Consider the following 14,844-nt stretch of genomic DNA (forward strand, 5'->3'; position numbering starts at 1 on the left):
AACTTTGGACGACTTGAGTGGAGAAGAGGCGAGCGTTCGGCGACCATTGCGGACGTGTACGCCTCCCCGGACGCGATCGGCTTCGTCCCTCAACCCTTGTACAGCCTCCATACCGGCGGTGTCGTCGGTCTCGAAATCCTGCCCCGGCCCGGACAGCCGGTGCTGCGAGAACTTTTCGATGCGGCGCGACGGGAACGCAGGCTACCGGAAACCGACATCGCACTCGCCGCCCGCGCGGCCGAGACCGCATCCGAAATCGACCGCACGTTTCCCTTACACCTCAACATCTCCGCGCCCACCGTCACCGCGCCGGAGGCGGTCTTCGGCCCGCTGCTCGACGTGCTCGCGGAATCCGGGAGACGTCCCCGCGAGGTCGTCCTCGAAGTGGGACCGCCGTTTTCCCGAGTCCGGCCGGCCGAACTCCTGGACGGCCTGCGCAGGCTCGGTGATCACGGCTTCCGGATCGCGCTCGACGGTGTGGGGCACGCGGATCTGCCCGCGGCGGTCCTGACCGCCGCGCCGGTGAGCGAGATCAAACTCGACCGGGGCATGGTGCGCGGACTGCCGGAGGACGCCGCGTCGGTCGCGTTCGTCGAAGCGTTGCTGCACTTCACGGCGCGGACGAACAGCCGCCTGGTCGCCACCGGCGTCACGACCCCCACGCACCTCGACGCGGTGCGGCGGCTGGGCGTGCGGGTCGCCCAAGGCGAACTGTTCGCCGCGACCGCGGAGGGGTCCCCTGTCGCACCGCTCCCGGCGCACACCCTTCCCGATCCGGAGGAACCGGCGGTGCGTGGCACGGTCGTCGCGCCCCGGGTGCGCGATTTCCTCTCCTCCGCCTGCACCTTGCCGGAAGGCGCCACCTGTGACGACGTGCGGACCACGCTGATCGGAGCCGACGCGCCGACCGGCGTCGTCGGCGTCGACGCCGATAATCGTCCACAGTGGACTGTCGACCGGACACGGTTCCTGGCCGCCGTCACGGGTCAATACGGGCACGCCCTGCACGCGAAGCGGCCCGCGAGCAGGCTGGCGGACAAGCCGCCACACGTCATCGACGCCGACGCGCCGGCGCTCGAACTACTGGAACTGGTGGCCGACGCCGACTGGGGACGCGGTGCGGACGACGTGGTCGTGGTCGACAACGAGGGCCGCTGCGCCGGCATCGTCCTGGTGACCGACGTGGTGCGCGGAATGGCGGAAGTGAAGATCGAGGAGGCCGCCGCGCTCAACCCGCTGACCCGGCTGCCCGGAAGCGACACCATCGCGCGGGACGTGGAGCGGCGCATCGACCGCCACGAACCGTTCGTCACGGCCTGGCTGGACGTCGACGCGTTCAAAGCCGTCAACGACACCGTGGGCTTCGCCGCGGGTGACGACCTGATCCGCGCCCTCGGCCGGACCCTGACCGATCTGGCGGCCCGGCTGCCACGGATGACCGTCGGTCACGTGGGTGGCGACGACTTCCTGATCGTCTGCGACGTGGACGAGATCTCCACGGTGGCCGCGGCCCTGCTCGACTCCGTCTGGTCGGCCGACGGGATGGCGGTGACCGTGTCACTGGCGACCCTGGTCTGCGCCACGTCTTCCATCGGCTCCTACCCCGAGGCCTCGCGGCTGCTGGCACCGTTGAAGAAGCGCGCGAAGGCCGTTCCCGGTTCGAGCTGGGTCCTCGGCCGCCCTGGCTCCGACCACGTCGACGTACTCCGTGGGCTGCCGGGTTACTCCCTGCCGGATCCCCGCCGGGAAGACCGGTCCGGCGGGGCCACCCATGACCTGGAAGCCCACACCGGAACGCTCGCCGTATAGGTCGTTATACATAAGGCGCGCCTGGTCATGCGGGCACGACCTCGGGGGCGGGGATACGACGTGCCCCCACGCCGAAGAGGATCAGGCCCGCCAGCGGGAAGGCCGCGGTGGCCAGCAGCGTCGCGCTCAGGCCATGGTCCAGACCACCCGTGGCGGCCAGGACGCTGGTGAGAACGGCCAGGCCCATTCCGCCGCCGAGTTGCTGCAACCCCTGGTTGAGACTGGCGGCGGCGCCGATGTGCTCGACGGGGGCCTGGTGCAGGATGACGGCGGTGACCGGCGCGAAGGTCGCCCCCGCGCCCGCACCGAGCAGGACCGAGGGCAGCAGCACCGTGACGAACGAGATGTCCTGGACGGCATCGGCTGCCACCAACGCCATCCAGGCGATGCCCAGCACCAGACCGGACAGACCCGCGACGCCGATGACGCGTTCGCCCAGACGGGGCAGCAGCCGCGGCGTGAGCTGGTTGGTGGCGATCAGCCCGAGAGTGAAGGGCACCAGCGCGGCACCGGTCTGGATCGGAGTGAAGCCGAGGACCCGCTGGGTCAGCAGTGTGGTGAAGAACAGGAAGCCGACCTGACCGGCCGGGATGGCCAGCATGGACAACAGCGGGCCCGCACTGCGCAGGGAGGCGAAGAACGCCAGCGGCATCACGGGATGCGGATGCCTGCGCTCACAGACGACGAGCATCACGAGGGACGCGACGGCCACGGCGAACGCGCCCAGCACCAACGGGCTGCTCCATCCCCGGTCGGCGGCGGAGGTGAAACCGAAGACCAGCGCCACCATCACCAGGATCGAGGCAGCGGCCCCGCCGACATCGAGCGAGGTGCGCCGGCGCTCCATCTCGGGCAGGTTGCGCATCGCGCCGAGCAGGACCACGAAGCCGATCGGGGCGTTGACGAACATCACCCATTCCCAGCCCAGCGTCTGCGTCAGCACCCCGCCCAGGAGCAGGCCCACCGCCGCGCCGGCGCCGACGGCGAGGACGAACATCGCCATGGCGCGCGAGCGCTGCGGGCCGGGAGCGGTGATACCCATGAGGAGCACCAGCACGCTGGGTGCGGCCAAAGCGGCCCCCGCTCCCTGCAGGGCGCGCGCGGCCACCAGGACTCCCGGCGACGTGGCAAGACCTCCGCCGATGGAGGCGACCACGAAGATCGACACACCGAGGACAAGAGCCCGGCGGGGACCGATCATGGTGCCGACCTTGCCGCTCACGAGGATCAACCCGCCGAAGGCCAGTACGTAGGCGGTGACGACCCAGGACAGACCGGCGGAGGAAAAGCCCAGCTCGCGTCCGATGGCGGGAAGTGCCACGTTCACGATCGAGGTGTCCACGACGAGCATCAGCTGCGTCAGCACCAGGATCACCACGGCCGATTTCACCGAGCCGCGCCGAACGGCCACCATCGCGCCGCCCGCCGGGGCCATGGACGGACTGTCTCTGGTCATCACGCATCTCCCTGTCCTGTGTCCCCCGGATCGGGGCACCTTCTGACACAGTCGGGCCACGCGCACGGATAGGCAAAGATCTTTGCCGCGGTGGCAAGGTGGAGACATGGATTCAGCGCGAGGCCACCGCACCCCTGCGACGAGGCGGCAGCGTCGTCGACGAACTCATCGCGGAACGGCGCGCGGAGGCGGCGCGAGAAGAAGGCGGCGAACAGGGTGATCGTGCTCGATGCTTCCGCGGTGCTGGCGTTCGTCTACACGGCGACAGCACGAAACCGTACTCGGGCACTTGGAGACAGGCCGGATCGGCGCGGCGAACTGGGCGGAGGTCCTCCAGAAGATCAAGACCAACGGCGACGACTCCGCTCGGCAGACGGTGGGCTTGACCTGCCGGTCGAGGTCGAACTCGTGCGCTGAGCGGCGAGTTCCTCAGACGGTGAAGCCGAGGGCGCGCAACTGCTCGCGGCCGTCTTCGGTGATCTTCTCCGGGCCCCACGGCGGCATCCACACCCAGTTGATGCGGAAGTCGGAGACCACACCCGCCGACCCGACCAGGACCGAGGCGGTCTGGTCCTCGATGACGTCGGTCAGCGGGCAGGCCGCCGAGGTCAGGGTCATGTCGATGGTCGCGGTGTTGTCGTCCTCGACCCGGATGTCGTAGACCAGGCCGAGGTCGACGACGTTGATGCCGAGTTCGGGGTCGACCACGTCACGCATGGCCTCCTCGACGTCCTCGACCTTCGCGACCTCGGCGGACGACGGGCCGCCTGCGGGGAGATCCGCCGCGGTCCGGCCTTCACGGTGTTCCGGGGTGGCCTCGGCGGTGGATTCCTGAACCTGTTCCTGAGTCTCCGACATACTCAACGCTCCATCACTTCGCGGTGCCGTTCACGTGGTCCTCGGTGCGCGCCAGCGCGTCCTTGAAAGCCATCCAGCCCAGCAGCGCGCACTTGACCCTGGCCGGGTACTTCGCGACGCCGGCGAAGGCGACGCCGTCTTCGAGCACTTCCTCGTCCGGCTCGACCTGGCCACGGCCCTGCATCAACTCGACGAAAGCGTCCATCGTGGACAGTGCGTCCTCCACGGTGTGTCCGACGACGAGGTCGGTCAGCACCGAGGCGGACGCCTGGCTGATCGAGCACCCCTGCCCCTCGTAGGAGACATCGGAGACCTTTTCCCCGTCGAGCTTGAGCCGCAGCGTGATCTCGTCGCCACAGGTCGGGTTGATCTGGAACGACTCGGCGTCGTAGGGCTCCTTCAGCCCGCGGCCGTGCGGATTCTTGTAGTGGTCCAGGATGATGTCCTGGTACATCGACTCCAGGTTCATCCGCCCACCCCGAAGAACCGTTGTGCCTCACGGACCCCACGCACCAAGGCGTCGACTTCGGACAGATCATTGTAGAGGTAGAAACTCGCCCGCACGGTCGCCGGGATGCCGCAGGCCCGGTGCAACGGCCAGGCACAGTGATGCCCGACCCGTACGGCCACGCCGAGGCTGTCCAGCACCTGACCGGCGTCGTGGGGGTGCACCCCGTCGATCACGAACGACGCCGTGGCGCCACGGTTTACCGCGTCCGGCGGCCCGATGATGCGGACACCCGGGATTTCGGAAAGCCCCGCGAGCACCGCTTCGGTGAGCACGTGCTCGTGCGCGGCGATCCGGTCCATGCCGATTTCGCTGAGGTAGTCCACCGCCGCCCCGAGACCGACGGCCTGTGAGGTCATCGGCACGCCCGCTTCGAACCGCTGCGGCGGCGGGGCGAAGGTGGTGCGCTCCAGCGTGACCAGCTCGATCATCGACCCGCCGGTGAGGAACGGCGGCATGGCCTCCAGCAGCTCCCGCCGCCCGTAGAGGACGCCGATACCCGACGGTGCCAGCATCTTGTGCCCGGAGAAGACCGCGAAGTCCACTCCGAGCGCGTGGAAGTCGACCGGCGAGTGCGGCACCGACTGACAGGCGTCGAGGACGGTCAGCGCGCCGACCTCGGCCGCCCGGCGCGCGATCGTGGCGACCGGGTTGATCGTGCCGAGCACATTGGACTGGTGCACGAACGCGACCAGCTTGGTCCGCTCGTTGACCAGTTCGTCCAGATTGGACAGATCGAGCCGGTAGTCCTCGGTCAGCTCGAACCACCGCAGCGTGGCACCGGTCCGCTGGCACAACTGCTGCCAGGGCACCAGGTTCGCGTGATGTTCCATGGTGGTGATGACGATCTCGTCACCGGGACCGACCACGAACCGCTCCGCCCCGGGACCCGCCGTGGCCGCGTTGCTCATCGCGTAGGCGACCAGGTTGATGCCCTCGGTGGCGTTCTTGGTGAACACCAGCTCACCCGGGTCGGCGCCGAGGAACTCCGCGGTCCGCGCGCGAGCGTGCTCGTAGGCGTCGGTGGCCTCTTCGGCGAGTTGGTGGGCGCCGCGGTGCACCGCCGCGTTCGAGGTCTCCAGGAACCGGCGCTCGGCGTCGAGCACCCGCACCGGCCGTTGCGAGGTCGCCCCGGAGTCCAGGTACACCAGGGGTTTTCCGTCCCGTACGGTCCGGGACAGGATGGGGAAGTCGGCGCGCAGCGCCGCGACGTCCAAAGGCGTGTTGGCTTGGGTTGTGGTGGTCACGCCAACTCCTCTCCTGGTGTCGGTTCTCCGGAACGGGCTATCAGACCGAGGCGGGCTCGGTCTTGCCCACGTACTTGACGTAGCCGTGCTCCTCCAGCTCGTCGGCCAGTTCCTTGCCGCCGGACTCGACGATCCGCCCGTCGGCGAACACGTGCACGAAGTCCGGGCTGATGTGGCGCAGGATCCGCGTGTAGTGCGTGATCAGCATGACGCCGACCTCGTTGTTCGCCTTGTACTCGTTGACGCCTTCCGAGACCACGCGCAGGGCGTCCACGTCCAGGCCGGAGTCGGTCTCGTCGAGAATCGCGATCTTCGGCCTGAGCAGGGCCAGCTGGAGGATCTCGTGACGCTTCTTCTCACCGCCGGAGAAGCCTTCGTTCACGCTGCGCTCGGCGAACTCCGACGAGATCTCCAGCTTCGCCATCTCGTCCTTGACTTCCTTGACCCAGTGCCGCAGCTTCGGCGCCTCGCCGCGGACCGCGGTCGCCGCGGTGCGCAGGAAGTTCGACATCGACACACCGGGCACCTCGACCGGATACTGCATCGCCAGGAACAGGCCGGCGCGAGCCCGCTCGTCGACGGTCATCTCGAGCACGTTTTCGCCGTCCAGCAGGACTTCACCGGAGGTCACCTCGTACTTCGGGTGCCCGGCGATCGCGTAGGACAGGGTGGACTTCCCGGAGCCGTTGGGCCCCATGATGGCGTGTGTCTCGCCCGCGCGGATCGTCAGGTTGACGCCCTTGAGGATCTCCTTCACGCCTTCCTCGGTGGTGACACCGGCGCGCAGGTCCTTGATTTCCAGTGTGGCCATGTCTCGTTTCTTCGTCCTTCTCCGGCAGAACTACGGAAAGCTTCCCAGGGCCCGGCCGCGGTGGCGGCCGGGCCGGGCTCAGCCGCCGACCGCTTCGAGTTCGGTCTCGATCGCGGCTTGAAGGCGCTCACGCACCTCCGGGATGTCGATCTTCATCAGGATCTCGTGGAAGAAGCCGCGCACCACCAGCCGGCGGGCCGTCTCTTCCTCGATTCCGCGCGACTGTAGATAGAACAACTGCTCGTCGTCGAATCTTCCCGTCGCGCTCGCGTGCCCGGCGCCGGTGATCTCGCCCGTCTCGATCTCCAGGTTCGGCACCGAATCGGCCCGCGCGCCCTCGGTCAGCACGAGGTTGCGGTTGAGCTCGTAGGTGTCGGTGGCCTCCGCGGCGGCGCGGATCAGCACGTCGCCGATCCATATCGCGTGCGCCCCGTCGCCCTGCAACGCGCCCTTGTACATCACGCGCGACTTGCAGCCCGCGACCCCGTGGTCGACGAAGAGCCGGTGCTCCTGGTGCTGCCCCGCGTCGGCGAAGTACAGGCCGAGCATTTCCACGTCTCCGCCGCGGTCGGCGAAGGTGGCGGTGGGCGAGATCCGGACCACATCCCCGCCGAGGGTGACCACGATGTGCTTGAGGGTGGCGTCCTTGGCGAGCCGGAGATGCTGCTCGGAGACGTGCACCGCGTCGTCGGCCCAGTCCTGCACGCTCACCACGGTCAGCCTCGCGCCCTCGCCGATGACGAACTCGACGTTGTCGGCGTAGGTGCCCGAACCGCGGTGATCGAGCACGACCGCGGCCTGCGCGAACGGCTCGGCGCGCACCTGCAGGTGCCCGTAGGCCACCGCGCCCTCGCCGGGGCCGGTGAGCCGCAGCACCGCGGGCGTGGTGACCTTGGCCTCCTTCGGCACCGTCACCACGGTGGCCGAGGTGAACGACGAGTAGGCCTGCGCCGCGATCCGGTCTCCCGGCACCCCGGCCTCGCCGAGGCGCTCGTCCTCCCGGCCTACCGTCTCCACGCGCACCTCGGGGGGCGCTTCCGCGTCGACCTTGATCTCCCCGTCGGCCACCGCGGAGCCGTTGTGCAGGCCCCGCAGCCGCTTCATCGGTGTGAACCGCCAGTTCTCCTCGCGGCCGCCGGGGACCTCGAAGGCCTCGACGTCGTAGGAGGTGAAGCGCTCGCCCCGGGAGGATTGCGGCACGACGGCCTCGGCCGCGGAAGCGGCGGCCTCGGTGCCCGCCGGTCCGGCGGGCTGGGTGTTCTCGGCGACCGTCATGTCAGCCGACGGCTCCTTCCATCTGCAGCTCGATCAGGCGGTTCAGTTCCAGCGCGTACTCCATCGGCAGCTCGCGCGCGATCGGCTCGACGAACCCGCGCACCACCATCGCCATCGCCTCGTCCTCGGTGAGGCCGCGCGACATCAGGTAGAACAGCTGGTCCTCGCTGACCTTCGACACCGTCGCCTCGTGCCCCATCGACACGTCGTCGTTGCGGATGTCGACGTAGGGGTAGGTGTCCGACCGCGAGATGTTGTCCACCAGCAACGCGTCGCACTTGACCGTGGACCGGGAGTGGTGCGCGCGCTTGGCGACCTTGACCAGGCCCCGGTAGGAGGTGCGGCCACCGCCGCGGGCCACCGACTTCGACACGATCGTCGAGGAGGTGTGCGGCGCCAGGTGTTCCATCTTCGCGCCGGCGTCCTGGTGCTGCCCTTCGCCGGCGAAGGCCACCGACAGCACCTCGCCCTTGGCGTGCTCGCCCATCAGGAAGACCGACGGGTACTTCATGGTGACCTTGGAGCCGATGTTGCCGTCGATCCACTCCATCGTCGCGCCCGCTTCGGCCTTGGCGCGCTTGGTGACGAGGTTGTAGACGTTGTTCGACCAGTTCTGGATCGTGGTGTAGCGGCAGCGGCCGCCCTTCTTCACGATGATCTCCACGACCGCCGAGTGCAGCGAGTCCGACTGGTAGATCGGCGCGGTGCAGCCCTCGACGTAGTGCACGTAGGCGTCCTCGTCGACGATGATCAGCGTCCGCTCGAACTGGCCCATGTTCTCGGTGTTGATCCGGAAGTAGGCCTGCAGCGGGATGTCCACGTGCACGCCCTTCGGCACGTAGATGAACGAGCCGCCGGACCAGACCGCGGTGTTCAGCGCGGAGAACTTGTTGTCCCCGGCCGGGATCACCGAGCCGAAGTACTCCTTGAACAGCTCCGGGTGCTCCCGCAGGCCGGTGTCGGTGTCCAGGAAGAGCACGCCCTGGGCTTCCAGGTCCTCACGGATCTTGTGGTAGACGACCTCGGACTCGTACTGCGCGGCGACCCCGGCGATCAGGCGCTGCTTCTCCGCCTCCGGGATGCCCAGCTTGTCGTAGGTGTTCTTGATGTCCTCGGGCAGTTCGTCCCAGCTCGTCGCCTGCTTCTCGGTCGAGCGCACGAAGTACTTGATGTTGTCGAAGTCGATGCCCGACAGGTCCGCGCCCCAGTTGGGCATGGGCTTGCGCTGGAACAGTTTCAGCGCCTTCAGGCGCGCGTCACGCATCCACTCCGGCTCGGACTTCTTGTCGGAGATGTCCGTCACGACGTCTTCGTTGAGCCCCCGGCGGGCGCTCGCACCCGCGGTGTCGGAGTCCGCCCAGCCGAACGCGTACCGGCCGAGCGAGTCGATCGTCTCTTCCTGGCTCAGCGGCGTCGTGGTGGCAGTGCGCTGCTCGGCAGCGGCAGTCATTCGCCTCCTCCTTCTGTGTTTTGGCGAGTTTGCGCGCGACCGCGATCGCGTCTACAGGGCGCTTCTGGCAACCGGAACAGCGGCGCCACGGGAGGGCGCCCTGCACGGCACTCACGGGTAACCCCGAACGCCGTCACTCGATTCCACATCGGCTTCATTTCTCGTCTTTCGAAGTCTCTGCCTGAGCCCGCGGGGGGTCCGCGGGGACGTGGGTCGTGCAGGCCGCGTCACCGCGTGCGATGGTCGCCAGCCTCTGCACATGGGTACCCAGCAATCCGGCGAATGCCTCGGTCTCGGCCTCACACAGTTGCGGGAATTCGGCGGCGACGTGGGCGACCGGGCAGTGATGCTGGCACAGCTGCTCACCGGTGCCTGCCTGGCGGGTCGAGGCAGCGTAGCCCTCCTTCGTCAGCGCCGCGGCGAGGGCCTGTGCCCGGCCCGAGGCCGCGGCCGGGCCGGTCACCTGCGCGCGGTGCGGTTCGACGAGCTTGGCCACCCGGTGCCGCGCGAAGGCCCGGACCGCCTCCTCCCCCGCGTGGTCGGACAGGAAGCGCAGCGCCGAGACGGCGAGGTCGTCGTAGGCGTGCCCGAACCGGGCCCGGCCCTGCTCGGTGAGCAGGAAGAGCTTGGCGGGCCGTCCCCGGCCCCGCGGGCCGCGCCGGGACGCCTCCCTGGTGTCGGCCTCTCCGTCGGCGACCAGTGCGTCGAGGTGACGGCGCACCGCGGTGGGACTGATGCCGAGCCGGTCCGCGACGACGACCGCCGTCATCGGGCCCTCCTCCAGCAGCAGCCTGGCCACCTCGTGCCTGGTCCGGCCCTCGGTCGCCAGTTCCCGGCCGGCCTGCGCGGGCACAGCGATCCCGGGGTGCCCGGACTCCTCGCTGTTTTTCACAACACAAGTGTGTCGTATTTCCGGCCCGGGAGCAAAGACGGGGAGATCATCGAGTGACCGGCATCACGCGGAGCGGGTGTCGATACGCTCTTCTCGTGACACTTGGCGAACACGGCACCGAGGAGCATGTCGTCGTGTCGCCGGTCCGTCCTCCGCAAGCGGATCCGCTCGACGGACCGGAGCTCCGGGCACTCGACGTGGTGCGCCGCTTCGGCACCGTCGGCGCGCTGTTCCTCGCCCTCGGCTCGCTCGGCGCCGGCGCCGCTCCGGTGCTCAACCCGGTCCAGGACATCCCGGTCCTGCGGCTGTTCGCCCGCATCCCGACGGTGTCGCTGGCGATGGCCTTCACCGGGATGGCGATGCTGGTCCTCGGCTGGCTGATGCTGGGCCGCTTCGCCCGGCCGGGCCGCGCCCGCCTGGCCACCCGCGCCCAGCTGACCCGGACGCTGGTCATGTGGCTGACACCGCTGATGGCCATCCCGCCGCTGTTCTCCCGCGACGTCTACAGCTACCTCGCGCAGAGCGAAATCGTGCGCCGCGGGATGGACCCTTACTCACTGGGCCCGGCGCAGGCACTCGGCGTCGCCGACCCGCTGACCAGCGGCGTGTCGAACATGTGGCGGGAGACCCCGGCGCCCTACGGCCCGCTGTTCCTCAAGCTGGGTAGCTGGATCTCGGGAATCGTGGGTGAGGACGTCGTGGCCGGCGTGCTGTTGCAGCGGGCGCTGGAACTCGCGGGGGTCGCCCTGATCATCTGGGCGCTGCCCCGGCTCGCCCGCCGGTTCGGCGTCGAACCCGCCACCGCGCTGTGGCTGGGCGCGGCGAACCCGCTGGTGCTGTTCCACCTGGTCGCCGGGGCGCACAACGAAGCGCTCGGCATCGGGCTGATGGTGGCCGGTCTCGAACTGGGCCTCCGCAGGCTGCCGGCCCGGGTGCCCGGCGCCGTCCCGCCGCCGCTGGCCCGGGGCGAGGTGCTGTTCATCGTGCTGGGCGCGGCGGTGATCACGCTCGCCGCCGCGGTCAAGATCAACGCGATGATCGCGCTGGGCTTCTTCGGCGTGATGATCGCCCGCCGCTGGCACGGCCGGGTCGCCGACCTGCTGCGCGCGATCGCGCTGATGTCCGGAGTGTTCGCCGTGGTGATGGTGTCGCTGTGCTACGCGACCGGGCTGGGCTTCGGCTGGGTCGGCGCGCTGGGCACCCCGGGCCTGGTCCGTAGCTGGATCTCCCCCACCGCCGAGCTGGCCAACCTCGGCGGCGTGCTCGGCATCGCGCTCGGCATGGGCAACCACACCGACTCGCTGGTGTCCATCGTGCAGGTCGCCGGCACCCTCGCGGCCGGGCTCATCACGCTCAAGTTCCTCTGGGACAGCTTCCGCTGGCGTTACCGTCCCATCATCGGTCTCGGCGTCTCCCTCGGTGCGTTCATGATGTTGCACGTGGCGATGCAGCCGTGGTGGCTGCTGTGGGCGGTGATCCCGCTCGCGGCGTCGGCGGGCACCTCGCGGTTCCGGGTCGCGGCGACCGTGGTCAGCGCCGTCCTGGCCTTCCTGGCGCCGCCTCCTGGCAGCACCTTCGACGGACGATCGTTCGTTCCGCTCCAGGCCTATCTGGCCGGGCTCGTCGTGGTCGCGCTCGGCTTGCTGGCGGTCCGCCGGACCGCGCCGCTGTTACTGGCCCGAAGGTCGTACGCTTGATGGTCGTGAGCACACCTGCGGTCGAGATCACCGGGCTGATCAAGCGTTATGGCCCGAAGACCGCGGTCGACGGCCTGGACCTGAAGATGGAACGCGGGCATCTGCTCGCGTTGCTCGGGCCCAACGGGGCGGGCAAGACCACGACGATCGAGATCTGCGAAGGCTTCCGGCGGCCCGACGGCGGTTCGGTGCGCGTGCTGGGCCACGACCCCGTCTCCGAGGGCGCCGCGCTGCGGCCCCGGGTCGGGGTGATGCCGCAGGGTGGCGGGGCGTACCCGGGGGTGCACGCCGGCGAGATGCTGACCCTGGTCGCCGCCTGCGCGGCCAACCCGCTGGACCCGGCCTGGCTGCTGGACGTGCTGGGGTTGGCCCCCGTGGCCGGAACACCGTTCAAGCGGCTCTCCGGCGGGCAGCAGCAGCGGCTTTCGCTGGCCTGCGCGCTGGTCGGCAGGCCGGAGCTGGTCTTCCTCGACGAGCCCACCGCGGGCGTGGACCCACAGGCCCGCCGCCTGGTCTGGGAGCTGCTGGCCGCGCTGCGATCGGACGGGGTGAGCGTGCTGCTCACCACGCACCTGATGGAGGAAGCCGAGGCACTGGCCGACCAGGTGGTCATCGTCGACGGCGGCCGCGTCATCGCCGAGGGCACGCCGAGCGCTCTCACCGCGGAAGACGGTGACGCCGCCCAGCTCCGCTTCAAGGCGCGGCCCGGCCTCGACACCGAACTCCTCTCGGCCGCGCTGCCCGAGGGTTACGAGGTGGACGAGTCCTCGCCCGGCTACTACCTGGTGACCGGCCGCGTCAGCCCGCAGGTGGTGTCGACAGTCACCTCGTGGTGCGCGCAGCAGGGCGTGCTGGCCGAGGAACTGCACGTCGGCAGGCGGGACCTCGAAGAGGTCTTCCTCGAACTCACCGGACGGAATCTTCGCTCGTGATACCCCGGAATTCGGCTCGCGGCACCCAAGGCAACCGCAGAAAACCCGCGCGGGAGGAGAAGTGACCGACGCGCCGACGTTTCCCGCCGGGACCTTCACGCCCGCGCCCGGTGCGGGCGGGCGGTGGCGGATGCTGCTCGCTCACGCGAAGGTGGAGACGATTCTCACCCTGCGCAACGGCGAACAGATCCTGCTCACCCTGCTCATCCCGCTGGCGTTGCTGATCGGCCTGTCGAAGCTGAACATCCTGGCCACGCCGGAGCTCGGCAATGTGTCCAAAGTGGACTGGATGACGCCCCGGATCTTCGCGCTCGCGGTGATGTCCTCGGCGTTCACCGGACAGGCGATCGCGCTCGGCTTCGACCGCCGCTACGGGGTGCTGAAACGGCTTTCGGCGACCGCGCTGCCCCGGTGGCTGCTGGTCGCCGGCCGGCTGGTGGCCGCGCTGGTCGTGGTCGCGGTGCAGGTGGTCGTGCTCGGCATCGTGGCGGCCGTGATGGGCTGGTCACCATCGGGTGCCGGCCTGGCCGAAGCCGTGCTCCTGCTCGTGCTCGGCACGCTGAGCTTCGGCGCGCTCGGGGTCCTCCTCGGCGGCGCGTTGCGGGCCGAGGTGGTGCTCGCGCTGGCCAACGTCGTCTGGTTCGCGCTGATGCTCGGCGGCGGAATCCTGCTCGCCCCCGCGGTCCTGCCCTCCGGTGCCGCCGTGGTGGTGGAACTGCTGCCCTCCGGCGCCCTCGCGGAGGGCCTGCACGACGCCCTGGTGGGCGGCACGCTCGCCTGGGGCCCCGTCGCCGTGCTCGCCGCGTGGGCCGTGGCCGCGGGCGCCCTCGCCACGCGCACCACCCGCCTGACCTGACAGGCAACGTCTCTAGTATCGAAGCGTGCATGTGAAGTCGCTGATCTCCCGGCTGCCGTATCCGTCGCGGACCCTCCAGCGCACGATCGGGATCGCCGCCGTGGTGACCCAGGCCGGGATCGGCGTGACCGGTTCCGTGGTCCGGGTGACCGGCTCCGGGCTCGGCTGCCCCACCTGGCCGCAGTGCGTGCCCGGCAGCATGGTGCCGGTCCAGCGTGCCCAGTATCACGCGCTCAACCAGTGGATCGAGTTCGGCAATCGCCTGCTCACCGGTGTCGTCGTCGCCGTCGCGATCCTCGCCCTGCTCACCGTCTGGCGGATCCGGATCGACCAGCCGCACCGGCGCCGCCTGTCCGCCCTGGCGTGGACGCTGCCCGGCGGTGTGGTCCTTCAGGCGGTCCTGGGCGGCATCACCGTGCTGGCGAAGCTGGAGTGGTGGACGGTCGCGATCCACTTCCTCGCCTCCACACCGCTGGTCTGGCTCGCCGTCCTGCTCCTGCACGCCTTCGGCGAAGGCGACGGCCCGGCCCGCCCGCTGATCTCCCGGCCCGCGCGAGGACTTCTCGTCGCCCTGATCGTCTCGATGTGGGCGGTGCTGATCGCGGGCACCACCGTCACCGGCGCGGGTCCGCACGGTGGCGACCCCGGCACGAAACGGCTCGACGCGCCCATCGAAGTGCTGGCCCAGGCGCACAGCGGGCTGCTCGTGGTCTACCTGGTGCTGCTGGCGGCATTCGGAATCTTTCTTGCCCGCGGCGGTGGCGCACCGGGCCGGCTGTGGCGCCGTTACGGCATCGTCTGGGCGGTCGCGCTCGCCCAGGGCGCCCTCGGTTCGGTCCAGTACGCGCTGGGCGTGCCGGAGACGCTGGTGTCCTTCCATGTGCTCGGTTCCGCGCTGGTGATCATCGCGACGGCCGCGTTGTGGTGTGCCACCAGGGATTTCGGGCCCGCCACCCTGACTTCGCCCGAGGTTCCCGAACTGACCTCCGCCGGTTCGCGGCCGGACATGCCTGCGTAACGCGAACGGAGGCCGGGCACAGTAGGCTCAGACGG

General features: G+C 69.7%; 13 protein-coding genes. 5 read left to right on the forward strand and 8 right to left on the reverse strand.

Annotated elements, in window-relative coordinates:
* The first annotated feature begins 54 nt into the window (after positions 1 to 54).
* Positions 55 to 1,809 carry a GGDEF domain-containing protein gene (locus tag ACFSXZ_RS07235; RefSeq protein ID WP_378262536.1) on the forward strand — a complete coding sequence of 585 codons (1,755 nt, stop codon included), beginning with the start codon at positions 55 to 57 and terminating at the stop codon, positions 1,807 to 1,809.
* 25 nt (positions 1,810 to 1,834) lie between these two features.
* On the opposite strand, the gene ACFSXZ_RS07240 is transcribed toward ACFSXZ_RS07235, so the two are convergent.
* From ACFSXZ_RS07240 to ACFSXZ_RS07275, 8 genes are all read right to left on the reverse strand, one after another.
* The gene (locus tag ACFSXZ_RS07240) at positions 1,835 to 3,265 is read right to left on the reverse strand and encodes an MFS transporter (protein ID WP_378262538.1); all 1,431 of its coding nucleotides are present in this window, start codon (positions 3,263 to 3,265) and stop codon (positions 1,835 to 1,837) included.
* 429 nt (positions 3,266 to 3,694) lie between these two features.
* Positions 3,695 to 4,123, reverse strand: coding sequence for a metal-sulfur cluster assembly factor (locus ACFSXZ_RS07245; RefSeq protein WP_378262540.1), 429 nt, complete (start codon positions 4,121 to 4,123; stop codon positions 3,695 to 3,697).
* A 13-nt stretch (positions 4,124 to 4,136) separates the two neighbouring features.
* Positions 4,137 to 4,592, reverse strand: coding sequence for a Fe-S cluster assembly sulfur transfer protein SufU (gene sufU, locus ACFSXZ_RS07250; RefSeq protein ID WP_378262542.1), 456 nt, complete (start codon positions 4,590 to 4,592; stop codon positions 4,137 to 4,139).
* Positions 4,589 to 5,878, reverse strand: coding sequence for a cysteine desulfurase (locus ACFSXZ_RS07255; RefSeq protein ID WP_378262544.1), 1,290 nt, complete (start codon positions 5,876 to 5,878; stop codon positions 4,589 to 4,591). The genes sufU and ACFSXZ_RS07255 overlap by 4 nt, the downstream gene beginning before the upstream one ends.
* 40 nt (positions 5,879 to 5,918) lie before the next feature.
* Entirely contained in the window at positions 5,919 to 6,689 is a 771-nt protein-coding gene (sufC, locus tag ACFSXZ_RS07260) for a Fe-S cluster assembly ATPase SufC (RefSeq protein WP_378262546.1), read from the reverse strand.
* 78 nt (positions 6,690 to 6,767) lie between these two features.
* On the reverse strand, positions 6,768 to 7,964 hold the full coding sequence (gene sufD, locus ACFSXZ_RS07265; RefSeq protein ID WP_378262548.1) for a Fe-S cluster assembly protein SufD: 1,197 nt from the start codon (positions 7,962 to 7,964) through the stop codon (positions 6,768 to 6,770).
* 1 nt (position 7,965) lies between these two features.
* Entirely contained in the window at positions 7,966 to 9,414 is a 1,449-nt protein-coding gene (gene sufB / locus ACFSXZ_RS07270) for a Fe-S cluster assembly protein SufB (RefSeq protein ID WP_378262550.1), read from the reverse strand.
* A 154-nt stretch (positions 9,415 to 9,568) separates the two neighbouring features.
* Positions 9,569 to 10,306: a helix-turn-helix transcriptional regulator gene (locus ACFSXZ_RS07275; protein ID WP_378262552.1), complete on the reverse strand. Its 738-nt coding sequence runs from the start codon at positions 10,304 to 10,306 to the stop codon at positions 9,569 to 9,571.
* A gap of 95 nt (positions 10,307 to 10,401) precedes the next feature.
* Here ACFSXZ_RS07275 and mptB point away from each other — a divergent pair, with 95 nt between their 5' ends.
* The 4 genes from mptB (at position 10,402) to ACFSXZ_RS07295 (ending at position 14,809) form a co-directional block, all read left to right on the forward strand.
* Positions 10,402 to 12,003, forward strand: coding sequence for a polyprenol phosphomannose-dependent alpha 1,6 mannosyltransferase MptB (mptB, locus tag ACFSXZ_RS07280; protein WP_378262554.1), 1,602 nt, complete (start codon positions 10,402 to 10,404; stop codon positions 12,001 to 12,003).
* 5 nt (positions 12,004 to 12,008) lie between these two features.
* Positions 12,009 to 12,935 (forward strand): ABC transporter ATP-binding protein, encoded by a 927-nt coding sequence (locus ACFSXZ_RS07285; protein WP_378262556.1) that lies wholly within the window; start codon positions 12,009 to 12,011, stop codon positions 12,933 to 12,935.
* Positions 12,936 to 13,065: 130 nt separating this feature from the next.
* A complete protein-coding gene (locus tag ACFSXZ_RS07290; protein ID WP_378262787.1) occupies positions 13,066 to 13,791 on the forward strand; it encodes an ABC transporter permease in 726 nt (241 codons plus the stop codon).
* Between the two features lie 25 nt (positions 13,792 to 13,816).
* Positions 13,817 to 14,809 (forward strand): COX15/CtaA family protein, encoded by a 993-nt coding sequence (locus tag ACFSXZ_RS07295; protein ID WP_378262558.1) that lies wholly within the window; start codon positions 13,817 to 13,819, stop codon positions 14,807 to 14,809.
* The last annotated feature ends 35 nt before the right edge of the window (positions 14,810 to 14,844 follow it).

Source organism: Amycolatopsis pigmentata, assembly GCF_042684065.1.
Lineage (GTDB): Bacteria > Actinomycetota > Actinomycetes > Mycobacteriales > Pseudonocardiaceae > Amycolatopsis_E > Amycolatopsis_E pigmentata.

What these genes read in the sequence shown, in the direction of transcription:
- sufD (WP_378262548.1), bottom strand. Translation starts at nt 7,964, where the DNA reads ATGACGGTCGCCGAGAACACCCAGCCCGCCGGACCGGCGGGCACCGAG.
- ACFSXZ_RS07240 (WP_378262538.1), bottom strand. Translation starts at nt 3,265, where the DNA reads ATGACCAGAGACAGTCCGTCCATGGCCCCGGCGGGCGGCGCGATGGTG.
- ACFSXZ_RS07290 (WP_378262787.1), top strand. Translation starts at nt 13,066, where the DNA reads ATGCTGCTCGCTCACGCGAAGGTGGAGACGATTCTCACCCTGCGCAAC.
- sufU (WP_378262542.1), bottom strand. Translation starts at nt 4,592, where the DNA reads ATGAACCTGGAGTCGATGTACCAGGACATCATCCTGGACCACTACAAG.
- sufC (WP_378262546.1), bottom strand. Translation starts at nt 6,689, where the DNA reads ATGGCCACACTGGAAATCAAGGACCTGCGCGCCGGTGTCACCACCGAG.
- sufB (WP_378262550.1), bottom strand. Translation starts at nt 9,414, where the DNA reads ATGACTGCCGCTGCCGAGCAGCGCACTGCCACCACGACGCCGCTGAGC.
- ACFSXZ_RS07245 (WP_378262540.1), bottom strand. Translation starts at nt 4,123, where the DNA reads ATGTCGGAGACTCAGGAACAGGTTCAGGAATCCACCGCCGAGGCCACC.